Origin of the sequence: Amycolatopsis sp. PS_44_ISF1 (assembly GCF_032335455.1) — a bacterium.
GTDB lineage: Bacteria > Actinomycetota > Actinomycetes > Mycobacteriales > Pseudonocardiaceae > Amycolatopsis.
Window position 1 is genome coordinate 2,158,618 of record NZ_JANUXO010000002.1, and the last position, 26,132, is coordinate 2,184,749.

General features: G+C 72.6%; 22 protein-coding genes. 8 read left to right on the forward strand and 14 right to left on the reverse strand.

The features are described 5' to 3' along the window. Nucleotides 1-110: 110 nt before the first annotated feature. Complete coding sequence (locus NYF13_RS23810) at nt 111-1,427, forward strand: glycosyltransferase 87 family protein (RefSeq protein WP_315660402.1); 1,317 nt, start codon at nt 111-113, stop codon at nt 1,425-1,427. Here NYF13_RS23810 and NYF13_RS23815 read toward each other — a convergent pair. The 4 genes from NYF13_RS23815 to NYF13_RS23830 all read right to left on the reverse strand — a co-directional run bounded on the left by NYF13_RS23815 (nt 1,414) and on the right by NYF13_RS23830 (nt 8,612). Beyond that, nucleotides 1,414-1,623 (reverse strand): helix-turn-helix domain-containing protein, encoded by a 210-nt coding sequence (locus tag NYF13_RS23815; RefSeq protein ID WP_003071237.1) that lies wholly within the window; start codon nt 1,621-1,623, stop codon nt 1,414-1,416. The two genes, NYF13_RS23810 and NYF13_RS23815, sit on opposite strands and share 14 nt — an antisense overlap. Before the next feature lie 181 nt (nt 1,624-1,804). Continuing rightward, a complete protein-coding gene (locus NYF13_RS23820; RefSeq protein ID WP_315659783.1) occupies nt 1,805-3,433 on the reverse strand; it encodes an ABC-F family ATP-binding cassette domain-containing protein in 1,629 nt (542 codons plus the stop codon). A gap of 426 nt (nt 3,434-3,859) precedes the next feature. Next, nucleotides 3,860-6,757: a S8 family serine peptidase gene (locus tag NYF13_RS23825; protein WP_315659784.1), complete on the reverse strand. Its 2,898-nt coding sequence runs from the start codon at nt 6,755-6,757 to the stop codon at nt 3,860-3,862. A gap of 292 nt (nt 6,758-7,049) precedes the next feature. Continuing rightward, nucleotides 7,050-8,612 carry a dGTP triphosphohydrolase gene (locus NYF13_RS23830; protein ID WP_315659786.1) on the reverse strand — a complete coding sequence of 521 codons (1,563 nt, stop codon included), beginning with the start codon at nt 8,610-8,612 and terminating at the stop codon, nt 7,050-7,052. 50 nt (nt 8,613-8,662) lie between these two features. Here NYF13_RS23830 and NYF13_RS23835 point away from each other — a divergent pair, with 50 nt between their 5' ends. Together NYF13_RS23835 and NYF13_RS23840 are read left to right on the forward strand one after the other, a co-directional pair. Beyond that, entirely contained in the window at nt 8,663-9,826 is a 1,164-nt protein-coding gene (locus NYF13_RS23835; RefSeq protein WP_315659787.1) for a lycopene cyclase family protein, read from the forward strand. Between the two features lie 111 nt (nt 9,827-9,937). After that, entirely contained in the window at nt 9,938-11,617 is a 1,680-nt protein-coding gene (locus NYF13_RS23840; protein WP_315659788.1) for a GGDEF domain-containing protein, read from the forward strand. A gap of 127 nt (nt 11,618-11,744) precedes the next feature. Here NYF13_RS23840 and NYF13_RS23845 read toward each other — a convergent pair whose 3' ends face one another. From NYF13_RS23845 to NYF13_RS23880, 8 genes are all read right to left on the reverse strand, one after another. Continuing rightward, nucleotides 11,745-12,287, reverse strand: coding sequence for a snapalysin family zinc-dependent metalloprotease (locus tag NYF13_RS23845; RefSeq protein ID WP_315659789.1), 543 nt, complete (start codon nt 12,285-12,287; stop codon nt 11,745-11,747). Nucleotides 12,288-12,727: 440 nt separating this feature from the next. Continuing rightward, nucleotides 12,728-13,150: a metal-sulfur cluster assembly factor gene (locus NYF13_RS23850; protein WP_315659790.1), complete on the reverse strand. Its 423-nt coding sequence runs from the start codon at nt 13,148-13,150 to the stop codon at nt 12,728-12,730. Beyond that, on the reverse strand, nt 13,147-13,596 hold the full coding sequence (gene sufU, locus NYF13_RS23855) for a Fe-S cluster assembly sulfur transfer protein SufU (RefSeq protein ID WP_315659791.1): 450 nt from the start codon (nt 13,594-13,596) through the stop codon (nt 13,147-13,149). The genes NYF13_RS23850 and sufU overlap by 4 nt, the downstream gene beginning before the upstream one ends. Then, a complete protein-coding gene (locus tag NYF13_RS23860; protein ID WP_315659792.1) occupies nt 13,593-14,909 on the reverse strand; it encodes a cysteine desulfurase in 1,317 nt (438 codons plus the stop codon). The genes sufU and NYF13_RS23860 overlap by 4 nt, the downstream gene beginning before the upstream one ends. A 51-nt stretch (nt 14,910-14,960) precedes the next feature. Continuing rightward, the gene (gene sufC / locus NYF13_RS23865) at nt 14,961-15,731 is read right to left on the reverse strand and encodes a Fe-S cluster assembly ATPase SufC (RefSeq protein ID WP_315659793.1); all 771 of its coding nucleotides are present in this window, start codon (nt 15,729-15,731) and stop codon (nt 14,961-14,963) included. Between the two features lie 34 nt (nt 15,732-15,765). Beyond that, complete coding sequence (gene sufD / locus NYF13_RS23870) at nt 15,766-16,938, reverse strand: Fe-S cluster assembly protein SufD (protein ID WP_315659794.1); 1,173 nt, start codon at nt 16,936-16,938, stop codon at nt 15,766-15,768. A gap of 2 nt (nt 16,939-16,940) precedes the next feature. Next, a complete protein-coding gene (gene sufB / locus NYF13_RS23875) occupies nt 16,941-18,389 on the reverse strand; it encodes a Fe-S cluster assembly protein SufB (protein WP_315659795.1) in 1,449 nt (482 codons plus the stop codon). Beyond that, a complete protein-coding gene (locus tag NYF13_RS23880; RefSeq protein ID WP_315659797.1) occupies nt 18,386-19,249 on the reverse strand; it encodes a metalloregulator ArsR/SmtB family transcription factor in 864 nt (287 codons plus the stop codon). The genes sufB and NYF13_RS23880 overlap by 4 nt, the downstream gene beginning before the upstream one ends. A 165-nt stretch (nt 19,250-19,414) precedes the next feature. Here NYF13_RS23880 and mptB point away from each other — a divergent pair, with 165 nt between their 5' ends. The 5 genes from mptB to NYF13_RS23905 all read left to right on the forward strand — a co-directional run bounded on the left by mptB (nt 19,415) and on the right by NYF13_RS23905 (nt 24,929). Further along, nucleotides 19,415-21,016: a polyprenol phosphomannose-dependent alpha 1,6 mannosyltransferase MptB gene (gene mptB / locus NYF13_RS23885; RefSeq protein ID WP_315660403.1), complete on the forward strand. Its 1,602-nt coding sequence runs from the start codon at nt 19,415-19,417 to the stop codon at nt 21,014-21,016. A gap of 6 nt (nt 21,017-21,022) precedes the next feature. Continuing rightward, nucleotides 21,023-21,949, forward strand: a complete 927-nt coding sequence (locus tag NYF13_RS23890; protein WP_315659799.1) for an ABC transporter ATP-binding protein — start codon at nt 21,023-21,025, stop codon at nt 21,947-21,949. Between the two features lie 97 nt (nt 21,950-22,046). Continuing rightward, complete coding sequence (locus NYF13_RS23895; protein ID WP_315659800.1) at nt 22,047-22,835, forward strand: ABC transporter permease; 789 nt, start codon at nt 22,047-22,049, stop codon at nt 22,833-22,835. Nucleotides 22,836-22,914: 79 nt separating this feature from the next. Continuing rightward, a complete protein-coding gene (locus NYF13_RS23900; RefSeq protein WP_315659802.1) occupies nt 22,915-23,892 on the forward strand; it encodes a COX15/CtaA family protein in 978 nt (325 codons plus the stop codon). A gap of 107 nt (nt 23,893-23,999) precedes the next feature. After that, a complete protein-coding gene (locus NYF13_RS23905; protein ID WP_315659804.1) occupies nt 24,000-24,929 on the forward strand; it encodes an acyl-CoA desaturase in 930 nt (309 codons plus the stop codon). Between the two features lie 4 nt (nt 24,930-24,933). On the opposite strand, the gene NYF13_RS23910 is transcribed toward NYF13_RS23905, so the two are convergent. Both NYF13_RS23910 and NYF13_RS23915 read right to left on the reverse strand, forming a co-directional pair. Further along, nucleotides 24,934-25,809: a hypothetical protein gene (locus NYF13_RS23910; protein WP_315659805.1), complete on the reverse strand. Its 876-nt coding sequence runs from the start codon at nt 25,807-25,809 to the stop codon at nt 24,934-24,936. Then, nucleotides 25,806-26,123: a hypothetical protein gene (locus tag NYF13_RS23915; RefSeq protein WP_315659807.1), complete on the reverse strand. Its 318-nt coding sequence runs from the start codon at nt 26,121-26,123 to the stop codon at nt 25,806-25,808. The genes NYF13_RS23910 and NYF13_RS23915 overlap by 4 nt, the downstream gene beginning before the upstream one ends. Nucleotides 26,124-26,132 lie beyond the last annotated feature (9 nt).

Here is a 26,132-nt window from a genome sequence, read left to right on the forward strand (position 1 = left end):
CGCTCCGGGTTCTTCCCGATCCGGCCCCGAGGGCGTCACGACACCCTCGGTAACCTGACGCGACGGAGGACGATACGCCGACGCGAAGGGGAGGCAGGGTGCAGCTGCTCATGGCGCCGGGCCGCCCGTCCGCGACCCGCCGAACCCGGCTGCTCGGCTGGGACCTGGGGTTCTACCTCGGCTGCTTCGCCTTCGCCTTCGCCAGCGCGTTCGCCTCGGAGTTCTACGGCTACCGGATCTGGGGCGCGTTCGCCAGCGCCGGCTACGGGCTCGCCGCCGCGCACAGCGCCGGGCTGCTGCTCTGCGCGCGGGCCGGGCGCGAGCCGCGGGGACGGCTCGGCTCGCGCTGGCTCGGACCGGCCGCGATCGGGCTGTTGGCGATGATCGTCCCGCTGGCGGTTCTGGTGATTCGCCGGCTGACCGGAGTGGACTGGCTGATCACGCCCGGCTCCTGGGCCGCGCAGCCCGAGGTGTGGGTGATCGAGCGCAGCGCCGGGCTGCTGCTGCGGCACGGCACCCCGTACGTCGACGTGACCGCGCTCGGCCGCCCGCCCGAAGTAAACGATTACACGCCCTACGGCCCGGTGATGACCGTCTTCGGCCTGCCGCGCGCGTTGTTCGGCGGGAACCCGGTGACCGACGCGCTCACCGACGCGCGCTGGATGTTCGCGCTCGCCGCCTGCCTGTGCGTGCTCGCCTCGCTGCGGCTGCTGAACTGGCCCCGGATCCCGGTTCTCGCGGCCCAGCTGGCTCTCGCCTGCCCGCTGACCGCGCTGACGTGGTCGGTCGCCGGGCCGGACCTGGCCATCGTGGGGTTGCTGGTGCTCGCCTGCGCGCTCGCCGCGACCGGCCGGGCCGGCTGGTCGGGCCTGGTGCTGGCGCTGGTGATCAGCGCGAAGCTGATCGCGGCCCCGGCCGCGGCCGTGCTGCTGGTCCACCTCTGGTGCCGCGGGCGCGGCGAAACCGGGCGGGGCCACGCTGATCCGGTCCGCTTCGTGACCACTTTGGTCACCACGACGGTGGTGCTGCACCTGCCCGTCTACCTGGCCGGCCCCCAGGCCTTCCTCGAACACGTGATCCGGTTCCCGCTCGGGATGGGGGTGGTGCACTCCCCCGCGGCGAGCCCGCTGCCGGGTCACCTGATCGCGGAGACCGGGCCCGCGGGCACCGTGGTCTCGCTGGTGCTGGTCGGTGCGGCGGCGGTGGCCGTGCTGGTGTGGCTGGGGCGCCGGCCCCCCGCGACCGGATCCGCCGCGCTGGTGCGGATCGCCGTCGGTCTCGGCGCCCTGATCCTGCTCACCCCGGCCACCCGCTACGGCTATCTGGTCTACCCCTTGGTGCTGCTCGGAGCGGCGCTGACCTTCCGCGCCGCCGAGCGAGCGGGACTGCGCCCCCCGCGCAGCGGCCCCGGCGCTACTTCTTCTTGACCCGGGTCGCCCCGCCCCGCCCCCGCAGCTGGACCCCGGACTCCGAGAGAACCCGGTGGACGAACCCGTAGGACCGCCCGGTGGACTCCGCGAGGGCCCGGATGCTCGAGCCCTTCTCGTATTTCTTCTTCAGGTCAGCGGCCAGCTTGTCGCGCGTGTTGCCGGTGATCCGCGCGCCTTTCTTGAGATCAGCCACGTCGATCGCCTTCCCACCGAGAGGTGTTCTGGGCCACATTACGGCCCCTGCCGGGGCAATGATCGAACACTGAGCGCCGGAATGCCAGACGACAGCCGTAAAACAGTCGAAACTGCGATCACATTGGGCCATTTCAGTGCTTCTCGGCCGCTGGCAAGCACCCGAATGGCCGCATCCGGGCTCAGGCCAGCTGGACAAGTTCCAGATAATCGGCCGACCAATGGTCTTCGGTGCCGTCCGGCAGCAGGATCACGCGCTCGGGTTCGAGCGCCTCGACCGCACCCGGATCGTGGGTGACCAGCACGACCGCCCCGGCGAAGCTGCGCAACGCGTCCAGCACCTGCGCGCGGCTGGCCGGGTCCAGGTTGTTCGTGGGCTCGTCGAGCAGCAGCACGTTGGCGGCGCTGGAGACCAGCCCGGCCAGCGCCAGGCGGGTCTTCTCGCCGCCGGAAAGCGTGCCGGCCGGCTGGTCGAGTTGTTCGCCGGTGAACAGGAACGAGCCGAGCAGGTTGCGCAACTCCTGGGCGCCGGTGTCCGGGGCCAGATGTCGGATGTTTTCCCACACGCTCGCATCGTGGTCGAGCGTTTCGTGTTCCTGTGCGTAATAGCCCAGACGCATTCCGTGACCCGGGACCAGGGCGCCGGTGTCCGGAGTTTCCATTCCGCCCAGCAAGCGGAGCAATGTCGTCTTTCCGGCTCCGTTCAATCCGAGTACGACGACCTTGGCGCCCCGGTCGACCGCGAGGTCGACCCCGGTGAAGATCTCGAGCGAGCCGTAGGACTTCGACAGCCCTTCGGCCATCAGCGGCGTGCGGCCGCAGGGCGCCGGCTCCGGGAACTTGATCCGGGCCACCTTGTCGGCGTGCCGGGTCTCGTCGAGGGCGGACAACATCTGCTCCGCGCGGCGGGCCATGTTCTTGGCCGCCACCGCTTTCGTCGCCTTCGCGCCGAGCTTCGCGGCCTGCTGCTGCAACGCCGACGCCTTCTTCTCGGCGTTCGCGCGCTCGCGGCGGCGGCGCTTCTCGTCCGTGGCGCGCGCGTCGAGGTAGCGCTGCCAGCTCATGTTGTACAGGTCCAGCTCGCCGCGCGTCGCGTCGAGGAACCAGACCTTGTTGACCACGTCGCCGAGCAGCTCCACGTCGTGGCTGATCACCACGAGACCGCCTTCGTGCTGCTTGAGGAAGCCCCGCAGCCAGGTGATCGAGTCGGCGTCGAGGTGGTTGGTGGGCTCGTCGAGCAGCAGGATGGTCTCGGACTTGCCCCCCGCGCCCGCCTCGGCGGCGGCGAACAGGATGCGGGCCAGCTCCACGCGGCGGCGCTGGCCGCCGGAGAGCGTGTTCAGCGTCTGCGCCAGCACGCGGTCGGCCAGGCCGAGGTTCGAGCAGATGCGCGCGGCCTCGCTTTCCGCGGCGTACCCGCCCAGCGAGGCGAAGCGCTCTTCCAAACGGCTGTAGCGGTCGATGGCCTTGTCGCGCTGGCGGTCGTCGACCAGCTCGGACATCGCCGTCTGCGCCTTCTCCATGTCGCGCAGCAGCGTGTCGAGCCCGCGGGCGGAGAGCACGCGGTCCTTCGCCGTGACGGACAGGTCGCCCTCGCGCGGGTCCTGCGGCAGGTAGCCGAGCTCACCGCTGCGGCGGACGTCGCCGGCGTGCGGCTCGCCCTCGCCGGCGAGCACCTTGAGCGAGGTGGTCTTGCCGGCGCCGTTGCGGCCGACCAGGCCGATGCGGTCGCCGGGCTGGATGCGGAGGGTGGCGCCGTTGAGCAGGATGCGCGAACCGGCGCGCAGCTCGAGACCGGTGGCCGTGATCAAGGGGAACTCCCGGATTTCGGGGGTGGGCGTGGACAGCTTCGGGCACCGGCACCACCCGGGGGCGACACGGGTGCGCGGTGCGGCCGCTACTCCAGCAGGATTTCCACGGGATCGAGTGTACGGGTCGCCGTCCACCGGTTTCCGCCCCCGTGGCCGGACTCACTCCGGCGGCTGCGGAAACCCCCGGTCCGCGCGGCGCCGCCTCCCCGGGGATCGCGCACCCGGCCGCGGCTTCGAGCACGCTTCGGGGCGGTTCGCCGATCGTCCGCACCCGCGGCTGCGCGCGGAAGGACACCGGGCCGTCCGGACGTCCTCGCCCGGCCGGTCGAGCGCGCGCCGGGCGCCGGCGGCGTCCACTTCGGACCGCCGATGCACCAAGGACTCCCCGCCCGGCTGGGTGGGGAGTCCTTGGTGGACCGGGTGGCGTCAGACGGCGAAGTGGGCCGGGCGGACCGGGCCCGGGGTCACCGACCGGCGCACCCCGGCGGCCTGGCCCGGCGCGGCCGGGTGGAGGTAGCCGTTGAGGTGCAGCGAGACGCTGCGGAGGGAGCCGGTGTCGCCGGGCGAGCTGTCCACCGCCTTGAACGTCCACGTGCCGTCGGCTGAGCCCAGGCCGCCCAGCCCGGTCTGCGGGTCCGCCGGTCGGTAGGTGCCGGTGAACGGCGCGTCCAGCGAGGTCAGCGAGCTGAACGGCGTGGCCGCGGTGTCGTCGAACACCACCTGGCACAGGTTGTTGGCGCTGGTGCCGGTGTGCTGGAACAGCGTCGCCGTCGCGCCCGAGGGCGAGACCAGCGTGCCGGCCAGGTCGGCCACGTAGGTGTGGTCGAGGCCGACCGTCGTCGCGCCTTCGGTGGTGGTGCAGGTGGTGCCGTCGATCGACAGCGAAACCTTCGCCGCGGGCCCGACCCCGCTCACCGTGAGCGGCACCGAAGCGCCGAGCGGCGAGTCGTCCGGGATCGCCACGGCCGGACCGGTGTAGGCGAAGGTCTGCACCACCGGCGAGGGGGTGCCGACGCCGATCCGGAAGGTGCTGGTGAGCGGCGAGAACGAGCCGGCGAAGGTGACCTTGGCCGTCAGCACCACCGGGACGCCGGGCTGCTGGCTCGGCGGCACGGTGACGGTGAAGTCGTTCACGCCGGTCTGGCCCGGGCTGATCGTGCCGTAGGCCTTGGCGCGCGGCGCGATCGTGACCCCCGCGGTGGGGCTGGTCAGCACGACGCTGGTGGACGACGCGATGCCGTCACCGGTGTTGGTCACCGGCAGCGTCACCTTGGCCGTGTCGCCCGGGTCGAGCGTGGTGCCGCCGTCGGCCGCCTTGACCGTCGGCGGCTGGGCCTGGGCGTAGGGCTGCGGGCTGGCACCGGTGTAGGCCAGCACCCGGTCGGCCAGGACGATCCCGGCGCCGGTCAGGTTGTCCGTCCCGGGCGCCTCGATGTCCACGGCCGTGCTCAGGAACGCGTCGCGGACGTCCGAAGAGGACAGTCCCGGGTTGCCCGACAGCACCAGCGCCGCGATCGCGCCGGCGTGCGGGGCGGCGGCCGAGGTGCCGAAGAACGGGTCGAACCCGCTCACCGAGGTGCGGACGCCGTCGGCCGCGGTGATCTCGGGCTTGCCCCGCACCTCACCGCCGGTCGAGGAGACGTTGCCCGGGGTGATGGGCGTGCCGTCGGCCTCGTAGAACATCCGCCGCGGGCCGTCGGAGCTGAACCGCTCGGCCGAGCTGGCGCCGGAGAACGCGGCCGGGAACGGGCCGGCCGGGTTGGCCGGGTCGCCCGGTTCGAGCGGGCGGCCGAACGCGGCCCCGGCCGGCGCGGCGGCCACGGCGAAGGCGGTGCGCGCGGCCGAATGGCCGACCACGGCGCCCGGGGTGACGTAGGCCTTCAGCCCGTCGGCCGAGTCCTTGAACCGGCCGTTGAACGCGGTGAGCGAGAGGTAGCGGTTCTCACCGGCGTACTTGACCACGGCGAGCCGCAGCCCGGTGCCGCCGAAGAACGGCGTGGACAGCACCTCGTACGGGTCCTGGGTGCCGTTCTGCACGTTCTGGCTGAAGCTGAGCACGTTGCCCGAGGCGTCGAGCAGGTAGAGGTCGTAGTCGTCGGCGGACGCGCCGAGCGGGTCGGACCAGTGCAGCGTCACCGGGACACCGGCGGAGGAGGCGTCGGAGATCGGCTCGAAGATCTGGCTGCCCGAGGCACCCGCGAAGTTGTGCGCGGCGCCGGTGAACTTGCCCGCGGTCTTGCCGGAGTCGACGAAGTCGCCCTCCCAGTGCGCGGAGGTGCCCTTGGCGACGCTGCCGTAGTTGCCCGCGGAGGAGAAGTAGAGCGCGCCGTCGGCGGTCACGTCGTTCACCGCCTTGGCGATCATCCCGTCCTGGAACGGCGATTCCGCGAAGTAGATGACGTCGTCGACGATCACGTCGCAGTGCGACTGGAAGCGGAGCGTGCGGATGTTGTCGGCGAAGCTCGCGTCGGACTCGAAGGCCGAGGCGAAGCCGAGCGCGGCGTTGGGCGCGAGGTCGTGGATGATCTCCAGCATCGCGGTGCCCTCGTCGCCCGAGCCCGCCTGGCCCGCGGGCACGTCGATGTTCGGGGGCAGCTCGCCCTTCGCCTGCGAGACGGCGAGGGAATCGACGCCGTCGGACAAGGCGCAGGCCTTGATCCCGGTACCGGTGACGCCGAACTGCTGACGCGCGAGGTCCGCGTTGTGCGCGCGGTCGCCCTCGCTGGTGATGGTGGCCGCGGCGGTGGAACGCCGGTCCTTCGCCGCGAGCGCCTTCTTCAGCTCGCCCGCGATCCGATCGCTCTTCTGCTGCTTGGTCTCGGCCGGGGCGGCTTTGCCCGGCGCGGCCGGGTGCTCCGCCTCGCGGGCGGTGATCGCCTGGTCGGCGGTCTCGACCCGCTTCACGTCGGCGCGCGCGGCAATGGCGGGCAACGCCGCCAGCGGCACCTCGGCGCGGACGCTGGCCTCGCGGTCGGACAGCGAGCGGATGCCCGCGCCCGCCTTGCGCAGGTCGCCGACCAGCCCGTCGGTCACCTTGGTGGCGCGGATGTCCACCAGTGCGGCCGGCCCGTCACCCGGCTTCAGCCCGGGCACGGCCGTAGCGCTGAGCCGCCGGTCGCGCAGCTTCTGCTCGACCAGCAGCCGGCTGTCTATTTTGGACTCGGTCGCGGTCTGCCCGGCCTTGACCGACTGGAGCGCGGCGATCTGCCGGGCGGCGGTGGCGGAGAAGGTGTCCGGTGTGGACGCTGCCGCCGGGGCCGCACCCGCGGGTGGGGCGGCCACGCCGAGCGCGGCCAGCAGGGCGGCGGCCCCGGCGGCCAGCACGGTGGCGCGGCCCCTCGAGGCTCTTGCGGGCCCGGTGGCTCTGGCTGGGGTGGAACGGGTTCGACGCACGGGCGCCTCCGAATCTCGCACCGCGTGCCCCGACTCACGCTGGCCAATGCCGGTGATCACCGGCTGGCTTCAGCTAAGTACCGCACGTCGGGGTAAAAATCAGCCGTTAGAGTGATACAGGGCAGGTAATGTCCGACCACCACCGATCGTCGTAGGCCATTCGGCCCCGGCCGGCGGACCACGAGTGGACAACCGGTGGACAGCACCGGACAGCACCGATCGGTCAGAGGACGAACGAGTCCGACCACGGCTGAGCGGACCGGCCGGACAGCGCGTCGAGCAGCGCCACCGCCTGCTTGTCGGTCAGCGAAGCCACGAAGTCGACCACCGCGCGCCCCCGCGCGAGGCCCCGGACGGCGTCGGCGCCCTGCACCGGCTCACCGGTCGCGCCGACCAGCAGCTCGGGCGCGGTGCGCGCGAGCAGGCCGTACTCCTCGTGCGCCAGCTCGACCAGGTCGTGCAGCCGCCGCGGCAGCCGCGAAACCTCGTCCCGGTCCTGCAGCCACGCGTCGAGCGCGTCGACCAGGCTGGACACCAGCGCGGCCTGGCCCCGCTGGTGCAGCGCGAGGTCGGCGCGCAGCAGCACGAAGCGGCGGTGCACGAACTTCAGCACCTGCACCTCGTGCCACTGGGCGGGCAGCAGCGAAACGTGCCCGGAGCGGGTGGACGGCGAGGACGCCACGATCACCCCGTCGACCAGGCGGGAGGTCCAGCTGGCCGAGAACGCCGCGACCGCCTGCTCGGCCTCGGTCGAGCCGTCGAAGCCCTCGGCGAGCAGGCCGTCGACCAGCTCGCGGTGCACCCGCCCGACCGCCTGGGCGAACGCGTCGTCGTCCACCACCCAGGAGTCGCGGTGGTGCATCCGCCGCCGCAGCCGCTCCAGCGAGCGGCCGGGGCGGCGGACCTCGGCGGTGAGCCGTTCGTCGTCCATCGCCGCCAGGTCGAGGGCGTGGCGGAGCCACTCCCCCAGCTCCGCGGCGACCGGGGCGTGCTGGAGCACGCCGATGCGGTGGAAGTCCTGCAGGTCGTGGATGGCGTAAGCGATGTCGTCGGCGGTGTCCATCACCGACGCCTCCACCGTCTGCTGCCACGGTTCGATCCGGCCGGTGAACGGGGCGCGGGCCTGGGTGAAGTCGTCCAGCTCGGTCACGTAGGCGGAGAACTTGGCGGCCCCGGTGCCCGGCGCGTCCTCCGGCTCGGCCGCGCCGCGGGGCGGGTTCGGCAGCGCGCTCGGGTGCGGGGCGGGGTGGTGCAGCCGCGCCCACGGGTACTTGAGCACGGCGGCGCGCACGGCCGTGGTCAGGTCGAGCCCGATCGCCGACGGGCCGCGCACGTCGGTGGTGGTGATGATGCGGAACGACTGGGCGTTGCCCTCGAAGCCGTCGGCCAGGCCGAACCGGTGCCGGGCGATGCGGTCGAGCGTCTGCTCGCCGAGGTGCCCGAACGGCGGGTGGCCGAGGTCGTGCGCCAGCGCCGCGGCCTCGGCCACGTCCGGGTCGCAGCCGCCCAGCTTCGCGGCCAGCTGGGCCGATTCGCCGGCGGCGCTGATCCGTTCGGCGACGGCGCGCGCGACCTGCGCGACCTTGAGGCTGTGGGTGAGCCGGTTGTGCAGCAGCCCGGCCCCCGCCGCGCTGACCACCTGCGTCACCCCGCCCAGCCGGGCGAAGAACGGCGAGGCGGTGATCCGGTCGCGGTCGATGCGGAACGGGCTGCCGGCCAGGTCGGTGAAGCCGCCGGCCGAGCTCGCCGGGTCGCGCCGCGCGGCCCGCGGGTCGGTCTCGTCCATGTCGCCCACCGTATCCGGCGCCGCTCGCGGCATGCGGCAGGATCTCCGCTGTGGCTGACGTGCTGATCGCGGGGGGCGGGCCCGCCGGGTGGGCGCTGGCGCGCGCCTGCGCCCGGCGCGGGCTGGAGACGACCGTGCTCGACCCGGCGCCGCACCGCCGGTGGCGCAACACCTACGGGGTGTGGTCGGACGAGCTGCCCGGGCTGCCCGGCGAGGTGATCGCGGCGGCGCCTCCGGTCACCGTCGCGTTCGGCACGCGCGAGCACCGGCTCGGCCGCGGCTACCTGGTGCTCGACAACGCGGGCCTGCGCGACTGGCTGACCGCCGAGCGCGTGCGCGTGGTGACCGGGCAGGCGTCCGCGGTCGAACCCGGCCGGCACGGAGCGACGGTGACCCTGGCCGACGGCCACCGGCTCGCCGCCGCCGTGGTCGTCGACGCCTCCGGCCCCGGCCGCGTCCTCTCCGGCGGCGCGCCCCGCGGCCCCCGGTTCGAGCAGACGGCCTACGGCCTCGTGCTGCCCGCCGCCGAAGCCGAACGGCTGGGCCCCGGCGCGGCGGAGACCGCGGTGTTCATGGACTGGCGCGGCGGCGGGCCGAGTTTCCGCTACCAGCTTCCGCTGGGTGACGGTTCGGTGCTGGTCGAAGAGACCTCGCTGGCGCGCCGGCCGGGGCGGCCGATCGAGGAGCTGGCCCACCGGCTGCGTGCCCGGCTTACGGCCGCGGGGCTGCGGGGCCGGTTCTCGTGGCCGGAGGAGCGGGTCCGGATCACGCTGGACGGGCCGCCGCCGGGCCGGACCGCGGTGGTCCCGTTCGGGGTCGCGGCCGGCCTGGTCCACCCGGCCACCGGTTACAGCCTGGCGGCCTCGCTGCGGCTGGCCCCACGCGTGGCCGCCGCGATGGCGGGCGCCTTCGAAGCCGGTCCGCCGGCCGTGGTGCGCGCGGCTTCGAAAGCGCTGTGGACCCCGGAAGCCCGGGCCGTGTTTTCCCTGCGCCGCCACGGCTTGCACGTGCTGTGCGGGATGGCGCCGGACGAACGGGCCGCGTTCTTCGACCTGTTCTTCACCCTCCCGCCCGCCGCCCAGCGCGCGTTCACCTCCGGTCGCGAGGACCTGCCCGGCACGGCGGCGGCGATGGCGAAGCTGTTCCGTACCGCCCCGAGGGGGTTGCGCGCCCGCCTCACGGGGCTGCGACCGGCACACAACGGATCCGGATGACCACCTCACGCGACCACCCGCTACTCCGTTCCAGGTAACCGGGGTGCCCGGGCGGTGAACATTCGCCGACATCGGTTTCCCCGGTCCGCGGCCCGCTGCCACGATCGGCCGGTGACGACGCCCGGTGCGGTCAGCTTCGCCTTCCAGCCGATCTACAGCCTGCACACCGGCGGCGTCGTGGCACACGAAGCGCTGGCCCGACCGGGCAAGGGCACCGCGCACGAGCTGCTGGCCGAAGCCCGCCGCGCCGGCCGGCTGGCCGAGGTGGACCTGGCTCTCGCGGCGGCCGCCGTGCGCCAGGGGGCCGGCCGGCCCAGCGCGCTGCCGCTGCACCTGAACCTTTCCGCCCGCACGACGGCCGCCGGCCCGGGCGCGTTCGACGAGCTGATCGCCGAGCTGGGCGCGGCCGGACGCCGGACCCGCGACGTGGTGCTGGAGATCGGCCCGCCGTTCTCGCACCGGCCCGCCGACCGGCTGGCCGAGGCCATGCGCGGGCTGACCGAGCTGGGTTTCCGCCTGGCCCTCGACGGTCTCGGCCGGGGCGACCTGCCGCTCGCGCTGCTGGTCCGGGCCCCGGTGGACCTGGTGAAGCTCGATCGCAGCGTGCTGTGCGGGCTGCCGGACGACCCGGCGTCGATCGCCCTCGTCGAATCCCTGCTGCACTACACCAGCCGCACCGGCATCCGCCTGATCGCCACCGGCATCGAGACCGGCCCGCAGCTGGAGGCCGCGCAGGGTCTGGGCGTCCGGATCGCGCAGGGCGACCTCCTGTCCCCCGCCGCCGTGCACCGGTGCGCCCCGGCCGCCGGCGCTGGGCTGCCGGACGAGCGCCGCGCCCCCGCCTCCCCGCGGGCCCCCCGCGTCGGCGACTTCCTCCGCCCCGCCACCACCGTGGCCCGGGAGGCGACCTGCGACGACGTCCGCGCGGTCCTGGCCGCCGCCGACGCCCCCGGCGGCGTGGTCGGGGTGGACCCCGAGAACCGTCCACAGTGGTCAGTGGACCGGACCCGCTTCCTGGTCGCGGTGACCGGCCCCTACGGCCACGCCCTGCACGCCCGCCGCCCGGCCGAACGCCTGGCCGACCGGCCCCGCACCATGGAAGCGGGCGCCGGCGCCCTGGAGTTCCTGGAGCTGGTCACCGACGCCGACTGGGGCCGCACCGGCGACGACGTCGTGGTGGTGGACGCCGAAGGCCGCTGCCTAGGCGTGGTGCTGGTGACCGAGGTGGTGCGCGGCGTCGCGGAGCTGAAGGTCGAAGAAGCCGTCACCCTGAGCCCCCTGACCCGCCTCCCCGGCAGCGAAACCGTCGCCCGGGACGTGGAACGCCGCATCGCCGCCGGCGAACCCTTCGTCGCCGCCTGGCTGGACGTCGACTCCTTCAAGGCGGTGAACGACAACGCCGGCTTCGCCGCGGGCGACGACCTGATCCGGGAGCTGGGCGCGACCCTTTCGACCCTGTCCGGCCGCCTCCGCCGAATGCGCGTCGGCCACGTGGGCGGCGACGACTTCCTGATCGTCTGCGACGTGGACGAAATAGCCACGGTGGCCGCGGCCCTGCTGGACACCACCTGGTCGGCCGAGGGCCTGCCCGTCACCGTGTCGCTGGCCGCCCTGGTGTGCGGCCGCGGTTCCCTGGCCTCCTACCGGGAGGCTTCCCGCCTGCTGGTCCCGTTGAAGAAGCGCGCGAAAGCGGTCTCCGGCTCGAGCTGGGTCCTGAGCCGCCCCGGCACCGACCGGGTCGAAGTCCTCAAAGGAGTGACCCCGGGCGTGGCGGCCGGCCGCTCGGCGTGAACACCGGCCCGAGCCGAAACCGGACCACGGACGACGGCCCGGCGCGAAGGCGGCTTTCCCGCCTCGGCACCGAGCCGCCGTCGGAGGTCACACCGCGCTCCAGGAGGGCGTCACCGCTGCGGCCACCTCAGTAGGCAGCACTCACCCGCACCGCCGAAGCGGCCACGAAACCGTTGGCCCACAACGACTCCACCCGGGAAGCCTCAGCCGCGCTGGGCTTGGCGTTCGTGCAGGAGGTTCCCGGCCCGTGCCCCGACATCAGCTCCGAGCAGGGCCCGCTGTAGTCGTCCGGCAGCCCGAGGTTGTGCCCCAGTTCGTGCGCCGCGATCCGGGTGGGGTCGAACCCCTCCGCCACCTGGCTGGTGTCCAGGTAGATGTCCCCGTTCCCGTGCCCGTCGGTGTTGGTGTAAGACCCGCCGCTGTCGGTCTCGTGGAACACCACGGTCGCGTTCCCGTCCCCCTCGACCAGCTTCACGTCGTCCACGGCGGCGTTCCAGTTGGCCGCGCCCTGGTCGATCTGGGCCGTGTAGTCGGGCGCCCCACTGGAGTCGTAGTACACCGTGGTCGCCTCGGCCGCCGAAGCACCGGGCGCCGTCACCAGCCCGATGCCCAGCGGCGCCGAGACCGCCAGGGCCACCGCCGCGATCCGCCCGAACCCGCGTACCTTCATCGTGTCTCCTTCGCCGGGGAAGTCCCATTTGGCCACCGGAAACCGGCAACCACGGTCCGGGAGAACACGTTAGGAGTTCACCGAACCGCCGGCCACGTCCGAAAGTAGGGGACCGCGCACCTCCGGTGGCCGCCGCACCGGACCCCGGTCAGCAAGCCGGATCCGGTGCGGCCCAACGACCATCCACAATAGACAGTGGCAGCTCAGTCGAACCGGGCGTCCGGACCGGTCATCGGCGGGACGAGCCCGGAAAGCGGAAATTCTCGCACGAGCGCTTCAGTGTCCACAGTGGACTATTGGCGAAGGTCGACGCCGGGCCGATCACCGCCACAACCGGCGTCGTTCCCGAAAGCGCAGGAGTATAGGCCGTTATACACCAGTCGGCCAGGAAAAGGGCCGTCCCGCACCGAAGTGCGGGACGGCCCTGGGTCCGGCTCGGCTCAGACCGTGAACCCGAGGGCGCGCAACTGCTCGCGGCCGTCGTCGGTGATCTTCTCCGGGCCCCACGGCGGCATCCAGACCCAGTTGATCCGGAAGTCGCTGACCAGGCCGCCGGAGGTCAGCGCCGCCGCGGTCTGGTCCTCGATCACGTCGGTCAGCGGGCAGGCCGCGGACGTCAGCGTCATGTCCAGGGTGACCGACTTGTCGGCCTCCACGTGGATGTCGTAGACCAGGCCGAGGTCGACGACGTTGATGCCCAGCTCGGGGTCGACCACGTCGCGCATGGCCTCTTCGATGTCTTCGATCCTCGCCACGTCGGCCGGGACCGAGCCAGTCTGCTCCGGCAGGTCGGCGGCCGTGCGGCCCTCGCGGTGCTCCGGGGCCTCAGTGGTCCCGGTCGCGGTCTGGGTCTCTTCGCTCATGCCTTCTCAGCTCCTGTGGTGGTGCGGGCCACGGCGTCCTTGAACGCCATCCAGCCGAGCAGTGCGCACTTGACGCGGGCCGGGTACTTGGCGACGCCCGCGAAGGCGATCCCGTCCTCCAGCACGTCCTCGTCCGGCTCGACCTTGCCCTTGCCCTGCATCAGTTCCACGAAGGCGTCCATGGTGGTGAACGCCTCCGCCACGGTGTGCCCCACGACGAGGTCGGTCATGACCGAAGTCGAAGCCTGGCTGATCGAACAGCCCTGCCCGTCGTAGGAGACGTCGGCGACCTTCCCGCCGTCCACCTTCACCCGCAGCGTGACCTCGTCCCCGCAGGTCGGGTTGACCTGGAACGACTCCGCGTCGAACGGGTCGCGCAGGCCCCGCCCGTGCGGGTTCTTGTAGTGGTCCAGGATGATCTCCTGGTACATGCTCTCCAGGTTCACCGGGCCACTCCGAAGAACTTCTGCGCCTCGCGGATCCCGTCGACGAGGGCGTCCACTTCGGACAGTGTGTTGTAGAGGTAGAACGTCGCCCGCACGGTGGCCGGCACCCCGCAGGCCCGGTGCAGCGGCCACGCGCAGTGGTGGCCGACGCGCACGGCGATGCCCAGGCTGTCGAGCACCTGGCCGGCGTCGTGCGGGTGCACCCCGTCGATCACGAACGAAACCGTGCCGCCGCGGTCCGCGAGGTCGGTCGGCCCGACGACGGTGACACCGTCGATCGCGCCGATCCCGGCCAGGGCCCGCTCGGTGAGCCGGTGCTCGTGGGCCGCGACGCGGTCCATGCCGATCGCCGACAGGTAGTCCACCGCCGCGCCGAGCCCGATGGCCTGCGAGGTCATCGGCACCCCGGCCTCGAACTTCTGCGGCGGCGGCGCGAACGTGGTCCGCTCCATCCGCACCAGCTCGATCATCGACCCGCCGGTGAGGAACGGCGGCATCGCTTCGAGCAGTTCGGTGCGGCCGTAGAGCACGCCGATGCCGGACGGGCCCAGCATCTTGTGCCCGGACCACACGGCGAAGTCGACGCCCAGCGCGCGGAGGTCGACCGCGCCCTGGCCGTAGAGCCCGTGCGGGACCGACTGGCAGGCGTCGAGCAGGGTCAGCGCGCCGACCTGCCTGGCCTTGGCCACCAGCCGCTCGACCGGGTTGATCGTGCCCAGCACGTTGGACTGGTGCGCGAACGCCACCAGCTTCGTGCGCGGGGTGATCAGCTCGTCGATGGCGGACAGGTCGAGCCGGCCCTCGGCGGTCACCTCGAACCACTTCAACGTCGCCCCGGTGCGCTGGCACAACTGCTGCCAGGGCACGAGGTTCGCGTGGTGCTCCATCTCGGTGATGACGATCTCGTCACCGGGGCCGACGGCGAACCGCTCCGCGCCGGGACCGGCGGTGGCCGCGTTGCTCATCGCGTACGCCACCAGGTTGATGCCCTCGGTGGCGTTCTTGGTGAACACCAGCTCCTCCGGCGAGGTGCCGGTGAACTCCGCGATCCGGGCCCGGGCGGACTCGTAGGCGTCGGTCGCCTCCTCGGCGAGCTGGTGCGCCCCGCGGTGCACGGCGGCGTTCGAGGTCTCCAGGAACCGCCGCTCGGCGTCGAGGACCGGCGCCGGCCGCTGCGAGGTCGCGCCGGAGTCCAGGTACACCAGGGGTTTCCCGTCCCGCACGGTGCGGGACAGGATGGGGAAGTCGGCGCGCAGCGCCGCCACGTCAAGGGGGACAGAGTTGGTCGGGCTGTTCGAAGCCGTGGTGGTCATCACGCCAACTCCTCTCTCGGTGTAGTCGGGAACTCCGGCGGGCGGGGAAGGTCAGACGGCGGCGGGCTCGTTCTTGCCGGCGTACTTGACGTAACCGTTGGCCTCCAGCTCGTCGGCCAGCTCCTTGCCCCCCGATTCGACGATCCGGCCGCCGGCGAACACGTGCACGAAGTCCGGCGTGATGTGCCGCAGGATCCGGGTGTAGTGCGTGATCAGCATGACGCCGACCTCGGCCGAAGCCTTGTACGCGTTGACCCCTTCGGAGACCACGCGCAGCGCGTCCACGTCGAGACCCGAGTCGGTCTCGTCGAGGATGGCGAACTTCGGCTTGAGCAGCGAGAGCTGGAGGATCTCGTGGCGCTTCTTCTCGCCGCCGGAGAAGCCCTCGTTCACGCTGCGCTCGGCGAACTCCGAGGAGATCTCGAGCTTGTTCATCTCCTCCTTGACCTCCTTGACCCAGTGGCGCAGCTTGGGGGCCTCGCCCCGGACCGCGGTGACCGCGGTGCGGAGGAAGTTGGACATCGAGACCCCGGGCACCTCGACCGGGTACTGCATGGCCAGGAACAGCCCGGCGCGGGCGCGCTCGTCCACGCTCATCTCGAGCACGTTCTCACCGTCGAGCAGCACCTGGCCCGAGGTCACCTGGTACTTCGGGTGGCCGGCGACGGCGTAGGACAGGGTGGACTTGCCGGAGCCGTTCGGGCCCATGATCGCGTGGGTCTCGCCCGACCGGATGGTCAGGTCGACGCCCTTGAGGATCTCCTTGGCGCCTTCTTCGGTGTTCACCGAGGCGTGCAGGTCCTTGATTTCCAGGGTAGCCATTCTACGTTTTCCTCGAGTTCTGGTGTGGACGGCGTCAGACGCCAACGGCTTCGAGCTCGGCCTCGATCGCCGCCTCGAGGCGCTCGCGCACCTCGGGGACCTCGATCTTGACCAGGATCTCGTGGAAGAACCCGCGCACGACCAAGCGGCGCGCGGCGTCCTCGGCGATCCCCCGCGACTGCAGGTAGAACAACTGCTCGTCGTCGAACCTTCCCGTCGCGCTCGCGTGGCCGGCGCCTTCGATCTCGCCGGTCTCGATCTCCAGGTTCGGCACCGAGTCCGCGCGCGCGCCCGGCGTCAGCACCAGGTTGCGGTTGAGCTCGTAAGTGTCGGTGGCCTCGGCGGCCGCCCGGATCAGCACGTCCCCGATCCACACGCTGTGGGCTCCGTCGCCCTGCAGCGCGCCCTTGTACATCACGCGTGATCGGCAGTGGGGCACCGCGTGGTCCACGAACAGCCGGTGCTCCTGGTGCTGGCCGGCGTCGGAGAAGTAGACGCCCAGCATCTCCACGTCGCCGCCGCGCTCGGCGAAGGACGCGGTCGGCGAGATCCGGACCAGGTCGCCGCCCAGGGTGATCACGGTGTGCTTGAGCGTGGCGTCGCGGCCGAGTTCGAGGTGCTGCTCGGACACGTGCACCGCGTCGTCGGCCCAGTCCTGGACGCTGACCACGGTCAGCTTGGCCGAGTCGCCGACCAGGAACTCCACGTTGTCCGCGTAGGTGCCGGAGCCGACGTGGTCGAGCACGATCACGGCCTGCGCGAACGCCTCGACCCGGACCTGCAGGTGCCCGTAGGCGAGCTTGCCCTCGCCGGGCCCGTGGACGCGCAGCACCGAAGGCTTCGAGGCGGTGGTCTCCTTCGGCACCGTGACCACGGTGGCCTGGGGGAAGGAGGAGTAGGCCTGCGCCGCGATCCGGTCGCTCGGCACCCCCGCCCGGCCCAGCCGCGGGTCTTCCCGGCCGACGGTCTCGACGGTCAGCTCGGGGGCGGCGTCGGCGTCCAGCGTGATCTCGCCGGAGGCGGCCGCGCTGCCGTCGTGCAGGCCGCGCAGCCGCTTCATCGGCGTGAAGCGCCAGTTCTCCTCACGACCTCCGGGAACCTCGAAGGCCTCGACGTCGTAGGAGGTGAAGCGCTCCGCGCGGGAAGTGGCCGGAACCACCGCTCCTTCACGGAGAGCTTCGGAAACGTTGTTCTCGGTAACCGACATGACTAGCCGACGGACCCTTCCATCTGGAGCTCGATCAGGCGGTTCAGCTCGAGCGCGTACTCCATCGGCAGCTCGCGCGCGATCGGCTCGACGAACCCGCGCACGATCATCGCCATCGCCTCGGCCTCGTCGAGTCCGCGCGACATCAGGTAGAACAGCTGCTCTTCGCTGACCTTGGACACCGTGGCCTCGTGGCCCATGGACACCTCGTCGTTGCGGATGTCCACGTACGGGTAGGTGTCCGAGCGCGAGATGGTGTCCACCAGCAGGGCGTCGCAGACCACGCTGGAGCGCGAGTGGTGCGCCCGCTTGGCCACCCGCACCAGGCCCCGGTAGGAGGTCCGGCCGCCGCCGCGCGCCACCGACTTCGACACGATGGTCGAGGAGGTGTGCGGCGCGAGGTGCTCCATCTTGGCGCCCGCGTCCTGGTGCTGGCCCTCGCCCGCGAACGCGACCGAAAGCACCTCGCCCTTGGCGTGCTCGCCCATCAGGAAGACCGACGGGTACTTCATGGTCACCTTGGAGCCGATGTTGCCGTCGATCCACTCCATGGTCGCGCCCTCTTCGCACTTGGCGCGCTTCGTGACCAGGTTGTAGACGTTGTTCGACCAGTTCTGGATCGTCGTGTAGCGGCAGCGGCCGCCCTTCTTCACGATGATCTCGACGACCGCGGAGTGCAGCGAGTCGGACTGGTAGATCGGCGCGGTGCAGCCCTCGACGTAGTGCACGTAGGCGTCTTCGTCGACGATGATCAGCGTGCGCTCGAACTGGCCCATGTTCTCGGTGTTGATCCGGAAGTAGGCCTGCAGCGGGATGTCCACCTTGACGCCCTTGGGCACGTAGATGAACGAGCCGCCGGACCACACCGCCGTGTTCAGCGCGGAGAACTTGTTGTCCCCGGCCGGGATCACCGAGCCGAAGTACTCCTCGAACAGCTCCGGGTGCGTCTTGAGCGCGGTGTCGGTGTCCAGGAACAGGACGCCCTGGGCCTCCAGGTCCTCGCGGATGGAGTGGTAGACCACCTCGGACTCGTACTGCGCGGCGACGCCGGCCACGAGGCGCTGCTTCTCCGCCTCGGGGATGCCGAGCTTGTCGTAGGTGTTCTTGATGTCCTCGGGCAGGTCTTCCCAGCTGGTCGCCTGCTTCTCGCTGGACCGCACGAAGTACTTGATGTTCTCGAAGTCGATCCCGGAGAGGTCGGCGCCCCAGTTGGGCATCGGCTTCAGCTCGAAGAGCTTGAGCGCCTTCAAGCGGGCGTCGCGCATCCACTCCGGCTCGGACTTCTTCGCGGAGATGTCGCTGACGACGTCCTCGTTCAGCCCGCGGCGGGCGCTGGCGCCCGCTTCGTCGGAGTCGGCCCAGCCGAACGCGTACTTGCCAAGGGACTCGATGGTCTCTTCCTGGCTCAGGGGCGCGGTGGTGGGAGTGCGCTGCTCGGCAGCGGCAGTCATGCGGGTTTCCCTCCATTCGGGATCCGTGCTGTGCGCCCGTCGGACACCGGCGTTTCCGCCGCCGCGTCCGGGGGCCTGGTGCTGTCCGGCTCGGGATGGGCCGGGATACCCGTCGCGGTGACGGGTACGTGTGTGGTGCACGCGTTGTCGCCGCGTGCGATCGTCGCCAGCCGCTGCACGTGGGTGCCGAGCAGCCGGGCGAACGCCTCGGTCTCGGCCTCGCACAGCTGCGGGAACTCCGCGGCCACGTGCGCGACCGGGCAGTGGTGCTGGCAGAGCTGGACTCCGACGTGGTGGCCGAGACCGCCCGGGGTCCCGACCCGGCGGGTCGACGCAGCGTAGCCCTCCCTGGTCAGGGCGGTCGCCAGGGCCTCGGCCCGGATCACCGGGTCGCCCGGGCCGGTGATGGCCGGCCGGTGCGGACCGACCAGGGCCTCGACCCGGCGCTCGGCGAAGGCGCGCACGGCGTCGGGCCCCGCGTGCTCGGCGAGGAAGCGGATGGCCGAGACGGCGAGGTCGTCGTAGGCGTGCCCGAACCGGGCCCGGCCCGATTCGGTGAGCAGGAAGAACCTGGCCGGCCGGCCGCGCCCGCGCGGTTCGCGGCGGGAGGCTTCGCGGGTCTCCGCCTCGCCGTCGGCCACCAGCGCGTCCAGGTGCCGGCGGATCGCCGTGAGGCTGATCCCGAGCTGCTCCGCGACGACGGCCGCGGTCATCGGGCCCTGCTCCAGCAGCAGCCGCGCCACTTCGTGCCGGGTCCGGCCCTCGGCCGCGTTCACGGCGTTGACCGGCACGGGAACGCCGACGGACCCGGCCCGCGGCGCAACGCCGCCCGCCTGGTCCGGGGTCCCGTTCTTTTTCACAACACAAGTGTGTCTTATTTCCCCGCCCGGGGCAAAGGCGGGGTCTGCGTCAGTGACCCGCATCACCGGTGCGGGCGACTCGATACCCTTCCTGGCGTGGCAGTCGGCGAACAACCCGTGCAACGGGACCCGGAAGCGGGCGTAGCGGGCGGCACGGCGACGGCCGTGGCGCCTCCCTCACCCGTCCGCCCGCACGAGTCGCAGCCCCTGGACCAGGCCGAACACCGCGGGCTGGACGTGGTCCGCCGGTTCGGCACGGTCGGCTCGCTGTTCCTCGCGCTGGGCTCGCTCGGCGCCGGCGCCGCCCCGGTGATCAACCCGGTGCAGAACCTCCCGGTGCTGCGGCTGTTCACCCGGATCCCCTCGGTCTCGCTGGCCATCGCCTTCTCCGGCATGGGCATCCTGGTGCTCAGCTGGCTGATGCTCGGCCGCTTCGCCCGCCCGGCCAGCGCGCGGCTGGCCACCCAGGGCCAGCTCGCCCGCACCATCGCCATGTGGGTGGCGCCGCTGCTGGCCATCCCGCCGCTGTTCTCCCGCGACGTCTACAGCTACCTGGCGCAGAGCGAGATCGTGCACCGCGGCATGGACCCGTACCAGCTGGGCCCGGCGCCGGCGCTCGGCATCGCCGACCCGCTCACCGCGGGGGTGTCGAACATGTGGCGCGACACCCCGGCGCCGTACGGCCCGCTGCTGCTGCGCCTGGGCGGCTGGCTCGCGCCGGTCGGCGGCAACGACATCGTGGTCGGCGTGCTGCTGCAGCGCGCGCTGGCGCTGGTGGGCGTGGTGCTGATCGTGTGGGCGGTGCCGCGGCTGGCCCGGCGGTTCGGCGTGCAGCCGGTCACCGCGCTGTGGCTCGGCGCGGCGAACCCGCTGCTGATCTTCCACTTCGTCGCCGGCGCCCACAACGATTCGCTGGCCATCGGGCTGATGGTGGCCGGGCTGGAGGTCGGCATCCGCCGGCTGCCGGTGCGGGTCAAGGGCGACAGCCCGCCGCCGCTGGCCCGCGGGGAGCTGCTGTTCATCGCGCTCGGCGTCACGATCATCACCCTCGGCGCCTCGATCAAGGTGCCGGCGCTGCTGGCCCTGCCGTTCTTCGCGGTAATGGTGGCGCGCCGCTGGCACGGGCGGCTGAAGGACCTGGTGTGGGCGGGCGCGCCGATGGCGCTGCTGTTCGGCGTGGTGCTGGTCGCGGTCTGCTACGGCACGGGACTGGGCTTCGGCTGGGTCGGCACCACCCTGGCCACGCCGGGGCTGGTGCGCTCCTGGATCTCCCCCACCGCCGAGCTGGCGAACCTGGCCGGGGTGCTCGGCATCGCGCTCGGCCTGGGCAACCACACCAACGCGCTGGTGCCGATCGTCGGCGTGCTCGGCTACCTGGTCACCGCGGCGGTCACCGTCAAGTTCCTCTGGGCCAGCTTCAAGTGGCGCTACCGGCCGATCATCGGCCTCGGCGTGGGCCTGGGCGCGGCGATGATGCTGCAGATCAGCCTCCAGCCCTGGTACGTGCTGTGGGCGGTGATCCCGCTGGCCGCGGCGGCCGGCACCTCACGGTTCCGCACCGCCGCGACGGTGATCAGCGCCGGGCTGCCGTTCCTGCTGCCCCCCACCGGGAGCGCGTTCGACGGGCACGCCTACATCCTGCCGTGGGCCTACGGCGCGGCGGCGCTGGTGACCCTCGGCGGACTCGCCGTGGTGTACCGGGTCTCGCCGCTCCTGCTGTCCAGGACGTCCCCGGAACCGAAGGCCGTGGCCGACGTCGTATCGTGAGGCGTTGTGAACAACCCCGCCGTCGAGCTCACCGGCTTGGTGAAAAGCTACGGCTCAACCACCGCCGTCGACGGTCTCGACCTGCGGATGGAGCGCGGCTGCCTGCTGGCCCTGCTCGGCCCGAACGGCGCCGGCAAGACCACCACGGTCGAGCTCTGCGAAGGTTTCCGCCGGCCGGACGCGGGAAGGGTGCGTGTTCTCGGTCTCGATCCGGGCAAGGACCGCGCGGCCCTGCGCCCGCGGGTCGGCATCATGCCCCAGGGCGGCGGCGCCTACCCCGGCGTCCGCGCGGACGAGATGCTCTCGCTCGTCGCCTCGTGCGCGGCGCACCCGCTGGACCCGGCGTGGCTGCTCGACGTGCTCGGACTGGCCTCGGTGCGGCGGACCCCGTTCAAGCGCCTCTCCGGCGGGCAGCAGCAGCGGCTCTCCCTGGCCTGCGCGCTGATCGGCCGGCCCGAGCTGGTCTTCCTCGACGAGCCGACGGCGGGCATGGACCCGCAGGCGCGCCGGCTGGTCTGGGAACTGCTGGCCGCGCTGCGCGCCGACGGGGTGAGCGTGCTGCTCACCACCCACCTGATGGAAGAGGCCGAGGCGCTGGCCGACCAGGTGGTGATCGTGGACCACGGCAAGGTCGTGGTCGAAGGCACGCCGCACGCGCTGACGCTGGAATCGGGCGAAGCCGCGCAGTTGCGGTTCCGCGCCCGCACCAGGCTGGACACCGCGCTGCTGGCCGCCGCCCTGCCCGAGGGCTACCGGGTGAACGAGACCGCGCCGGGGGCCTACCTGGTCGAGGGCGCGGTCGACCCGCAGGTGGTGTCCACCGTCACGGCGTGGTGTGCGCAACAGGGGGTGCTGCCCGAGCAGTTGCAGGTCGGGCGGCGGACGCTGGAAGAGGTCTTCCTCGAACTGACCGGACGGGAGCTGCGGGCATGACCGGGCCGACCAGCGGATCCATCGGCACCGCGGCGGCACTGTGCCTGCTGTGCCTGCTGTGCCCGGCGTGCCCGGCGTGCCTGTGGGAGGCCGGCGCATGAGCACTCCGTTCCCCGCGGGGACCTTCACCCCGGCCCCCGGCCGCGGCTCGCTCGGCCGGATGCTGCGCACGCACGCGCGGGTCGAGGCCGGGCTGACGCTGCGCCACGGCGAACAGCTCCTGCTGACCCTGATCATCCCGCTGGCCCTGCTGATCGGGCTGAGCCTGCTGGACGTGCTGCCCGCGAGCCAGCTCGGCTCGGCGTCCAAAGTGGACTGGATCACCCCGCGGATCCTGGCCCTGGCGGTGATGTCCTCGGCCTTCACCGGCCAGGCCATCGCGCTCGGCTTCGACCGGCGGTACGGCGTGCTCAAACGGCTTTCGGCCACCGCGCTGCCCCGGTGGCTGCTGGTGGCCGGCCGGGTCGTGGCCGCGCTGGTGGTGGTCGTGCTGCAGGCCGTGGTGATCGGCGCGGTTGCCGCGCTGCTGGGCTGGTCGCCTTCGCCGGCGGGCCTGGTCTCGGCGGTCGTGCTGCTGCTGGCCGGCACCCTGGCCTTCGGCGCCCTCGGCGTACTGCTCGGCGGCGCCCTGCGCGCGGAGGCCGTGCTGGCGCTGGCCAACATCGTCTGGTTCGTGCTGCTGCTCGCGGGCGGCATCCTGCTCGCCCCCTCGGCCCTGCCCCCGGGCGTGGGCGTGGTCGTCTCGCTGCTGCCCTCGGGCGCCCTCGCCGAGGGCCTGCGCGCGGCGCTGGTGGACGGCCACTTCGCCGTGGGACCACCGGTTGTGCTCCTGGTGTGGGCCGTCGCGGCCGGGGGGCTGGCGACCCGCACCACCAAGCTGACCTGACCGGCCGGACGCGGGGGCGGCCGGCGTCTTCGCCCGTCCAGGGCGAAAGCGCGGGGAAACGCGCGAGTACGATTCCCCCGTGCTGTTCCCCAGTCTGATCGCCCGCCTGCCCTACCCCTCCGCCGCGGTCCAGCGGGCCGTCGGCATCGCGTCCGTGGTGGCGATGGGCGGGATCGGGGTCACCGGCTCCGTGGTGCGGGTGACGGGCTCGGGGCTGGGCTGCCCGACCTGGCCGCAGTGCGTGCCCGGCAGCCTGGTCCCGGTGGACCACCCCGGGATCCACGCGGTGAACCAGTGGATCGAGTTCTCCAACCGGATGCTCACCGGTGCGGTGATCGTGGTCGCGGCACTCGCGGTGATCACCGCGTGGCGGATCCGGCTCGACCACCCGCAGCGCCGCCGGCTGGTGCGGCTGGCCTGGACCATGCCCGGCGGCGTGGTGCTGCAGGCGGTCCTCGGCGGGATCACGGTGCTGGCCAAGCTGGAGTGGTGGACGGTCGCGATCCACTTCCTCGCCTCCACCCCCCTGGTCTGGCTCGCGGTGCTGCTGCTCAAGGCGTTCACCGAGGGCGACGAACCGGCGCGGCCGCTCGTGCCCCCCTCCGGGCGCAAGATCCTGGTGGTGCTGACCGTGCTGATGTGGGCCGTGCTGGTGGCCGGCACCACGGTCACCGGAGCGGGACCGCACGGCGGCGACGCGAACACCCACCGGCTCGACGCGCCGATCGAGTCGCTGGCCCGGGCCCACAGCGGCCTGCTGGTCGCCTACCTGGTGGTGCTGGCCGTGTTCGGCCTCCAGCTCATGCGGGTGGGCGCGCCGAAGAACGTGTGGCAGCGATACGCCTGGGTGTGGGCGGTCGCGCTGGCCCAGGGCGTGCTGGGCGTCGCGCAGTACGCCCTCGGCGTGCCCGAGGCCATGGTCTCCTTCCACGTGCTCGGCTCGGCCCTGGTCATCGTCGTCACGGCGACGCTGTGGACCGGCACCCGTGACCGCGGCCCGGCGCTTTCGCTACAACCCGCTCCGCCGGCCGAGCGCGAGCTGGCCGCGGCGGGCTGAATCCGCGTCACGAAGGCCATGCGGGCGTAACGCGCCTTTGGCCCGGCGGACAGCCGGCTCGCCTAGGCTCCGGCCCTACCGCCAGCCGACCCGCGAGGTGCCGCGCCATGACGTCCGCCCCGTCCCCCGTGAAGCCCCTGATCTCCGGACGGCGGGGTCCCGCCGAGATGATCGTGCTGAAGACCTTCCTGCTGGTGCCGTTCGCCGCGCTGGTCGCCGCCGTGCCGCTGCTGTGGGGCTGGGGGCTGACCTGGGCCGACGTGGTGCTGGCGGTGGTCTTCTACACCTTCGGCACGCTCGGTGTGACCGTCGGCTACCACCGGTACTTCACGCACGGCGCGTTCAAGGCGCCGCGGGCGCTGCGGATCGCGCTGGCCGTGGCGGGCGGCATGGCCGTGCAGGGCTCGGTGATCTTCTGGGTGGCCAGCCACCGCCGGCACCACGCGTTCGCCGACCGCGAGGGCGATCCGCACTCGCCGTGGCTGTTCGGCACCTCGCCCTCGGCGCTGCTGCGCGGGTTCTGGCACGCGCACATGGGCTGGATGTTCCGGCGCGAGGTGACCAACGCCGAGCGGTTCGCGCCCGATCTGCTCGGCGATCGGGACCTGCGGGTGGTGAACCGCTTCTTCTGGCTGTGGATCACGCTCAGCCTGCTGCTGCCCGCCGCGCTCGGCGGGCTCTTCAGCTGGTCGTGGTGGGGCGGGGTGACCGGCTTCTTCTGGGCCGGTCTGGTGCGCATCGCCTTCCTGCACCACGTGACCTGGTCGGTGAACTCGGTCTGCCACCTGATCGGCCGGCGCCCGTTCGCCGGCCGCGACCGGGCGGCCAACTTCTGGCCGCTCGCGCTGCTGTCCATGGGCGAGTCCTGGCACAACTCCCACCACGCCGACCCGACCTGCGCCCGCCACGGCGTGCTGCGCGGCCAGGTCGACGTCTCCGCCCGGGTGATCTGGCTGTTCGAACGGCTCGGCTGGGCCACCGACGTCCGGTGGCCCCGGGCCGAGCGGCTGGCGGCGAAGCGGGTCCGCCCGGCCTGAAACCTCAGGCCAGCTGCTGGCGCACCGCCGAAGCGAACCGCAGCGGCGCGCCCGCGTCGGCGTGCCGGAAGCCCAGCGACGGCTCGGTCAGCTCCAGCTCCATCAGCAGCGGGCGGCCGTCCTCGCCGCGGACCACGTCGACCCGGGCGTAGAGCAGTTCCGCGCGCAGGATGCCCAGCAGGGAGCAGGCGGTGTCGAGCGCGTCCTCGGCCAGCGCGCGGACCTCCGGGGCCGGCACGGCCGCGCCCAGGCGTTCCACCAGGTACAGCCCGCTCGGGTCCACATCGGACTTGAGCATCGCCGCCTTGGTGAAGGCGTGCGAGTAGATCCCGCCGAAGTAGGCCAGCGCGATCTCGCCCTGGGTGTCCACACTGGACTGGTACGGCTGCACGAGGGCGGTCCGGCCGTCGGCGTGCAGGCCACGCAGGTGCGCCTCGGCGTCCTCGCTGCCGCCGGGGCCCGCGTCGAAGCGGGCGGCGCCGCGGGAGCCCGCGGCCACCGAAGGCTTCACCACGAACGGGGTGCGCGGCCAGTCCACCTGCGCCCCCGGCTCGACCAGCGTGGTCGGCACCACGGGCAGACCCGCCTGCAGCAGCTCGACCAGGTAGGACTTGTCGGTGTTCCAGCGCGCCACCACGGCGGGGTTGCACAGGGCCGGCACGGATTCGCACCAGTCGAGGAACTCCGCGCGCCGCTCGGTGTAGTCCCAGGTCGCGCGCAGCACGACCAGCTCGGCCTCGGCGAAGCCGGCTTCCCGGTCGTCCCACGGCGCCCAGCGCACGGTGAAGCCCAGATCGTCGAGGGCGGCCAGGACCGACCGCTCGTCGCCGTCCCCCTCGGGCAGCCGGGAACAGGAAGCGAAGATCGCGGTCCGGCTCACCGGCCGGCCCTCGGGCCGGCCATCCGGCGCCGGTGCGCGGGCCCGATCTTGACCAGCTTCACCGTCGCGCTGTCCCATTCCGCCGCTTCCAGGTCGGCGACCGCCTCGACCAGCGCGGCACCCGCGCCGGAGTCGGCGACCAGCACGTCGCCCAGGGCACCGTCGGCGCCCACCAGCACCACGCGGGCGCCGGCCCGGCCGATGTTCTCCACCACGGCGCGCGAGGGCTTGCCGTGCCGGGCCACGAAGTCACGGGCGGCGGCCACCTGGCGGGACGTCGGTGCGGAAGGCGTTTCTTCGGTCTCCTCAGCCACGTCGGCGAG

What these genes read in the sequence shown, in the direction of transcription:
- NYF13_RS23845 (WP_315659789.1), bottom strand. Translation starts at nt 12,287, where the DNA reads ATGAAGGTACGCGGGTTCGGGCGGATCGCGGCGGTGGCCCTGGCGGTC.
- sufD (WP_315659794.1), bottom strand. Translation starts at nt 16,938, where the DNA reads ATGTCGGTTACCGAGAACAACGTTTCCGAAGCTCTCCGTGAAGGAGCG.
- sufB (WP_315659795.1), bottom strand. Translation starts at nt 18,389, where the DNA reads ATGACTGCCGCTGCCGAGCAGCGCACTCCCACCACCGCGCCCCTGAGC.
- NYF13_RS23860 (WP_315659792.1), bottom strand. Translation starts at nt 14,909, where the DNA reads ATGACCACCACGGCTTCGAACAGCCCGACCAACTCTGTCCCCCTTGAC.
- sufC (WP_315659793.1), bottom strand. Translation starts at nt 15,731, where the DNA reads ATGGCTACCCTGGAAATCAAGGACCTGCACGCCTCGGTGAACACCGAA.
- NYF13_RS23895 (WP_315659800.1), top strand. Translation starts at nt 22,047, where the DNA reads ATGAGCACTCCGTTCCCCGCGGGGACCTTCACCCCGGCCCCCGGCCGC.
- NYF13_RS23830 (WP_315659786.1), bottom strand. Translation starts at nt 8,612, where the DNA reads ATGGACGAGACCGACCCGCGGGCCGCGCGGCGCGACCCGGCGAGCTCG.
- NYF13_RS23850 (WP_315659790.1), bottom strand. Translation starts at nt 13,150, where the DNA reads ATGAGCGAAGAGACCCAGACCGCGACCGGGACCACTGAGGCCCCGGAG.
- NYF13_RS23905 (WP_315659804.1), top strand. Translation starts at nt 24,000, where the DNA reads ATGACGTCCGCCCCGTCCCCCGTGAAGCCCCTGATCTCCGGACGGCGG.
- NYF13_RS23810 (WP_315660402.1), top strand. Translation starts at nt 111, where the DNA reads ATGGCGCCGGGCCGCCCGTCCGCGACCCGCCGAACCCGGCTGCTCGGC.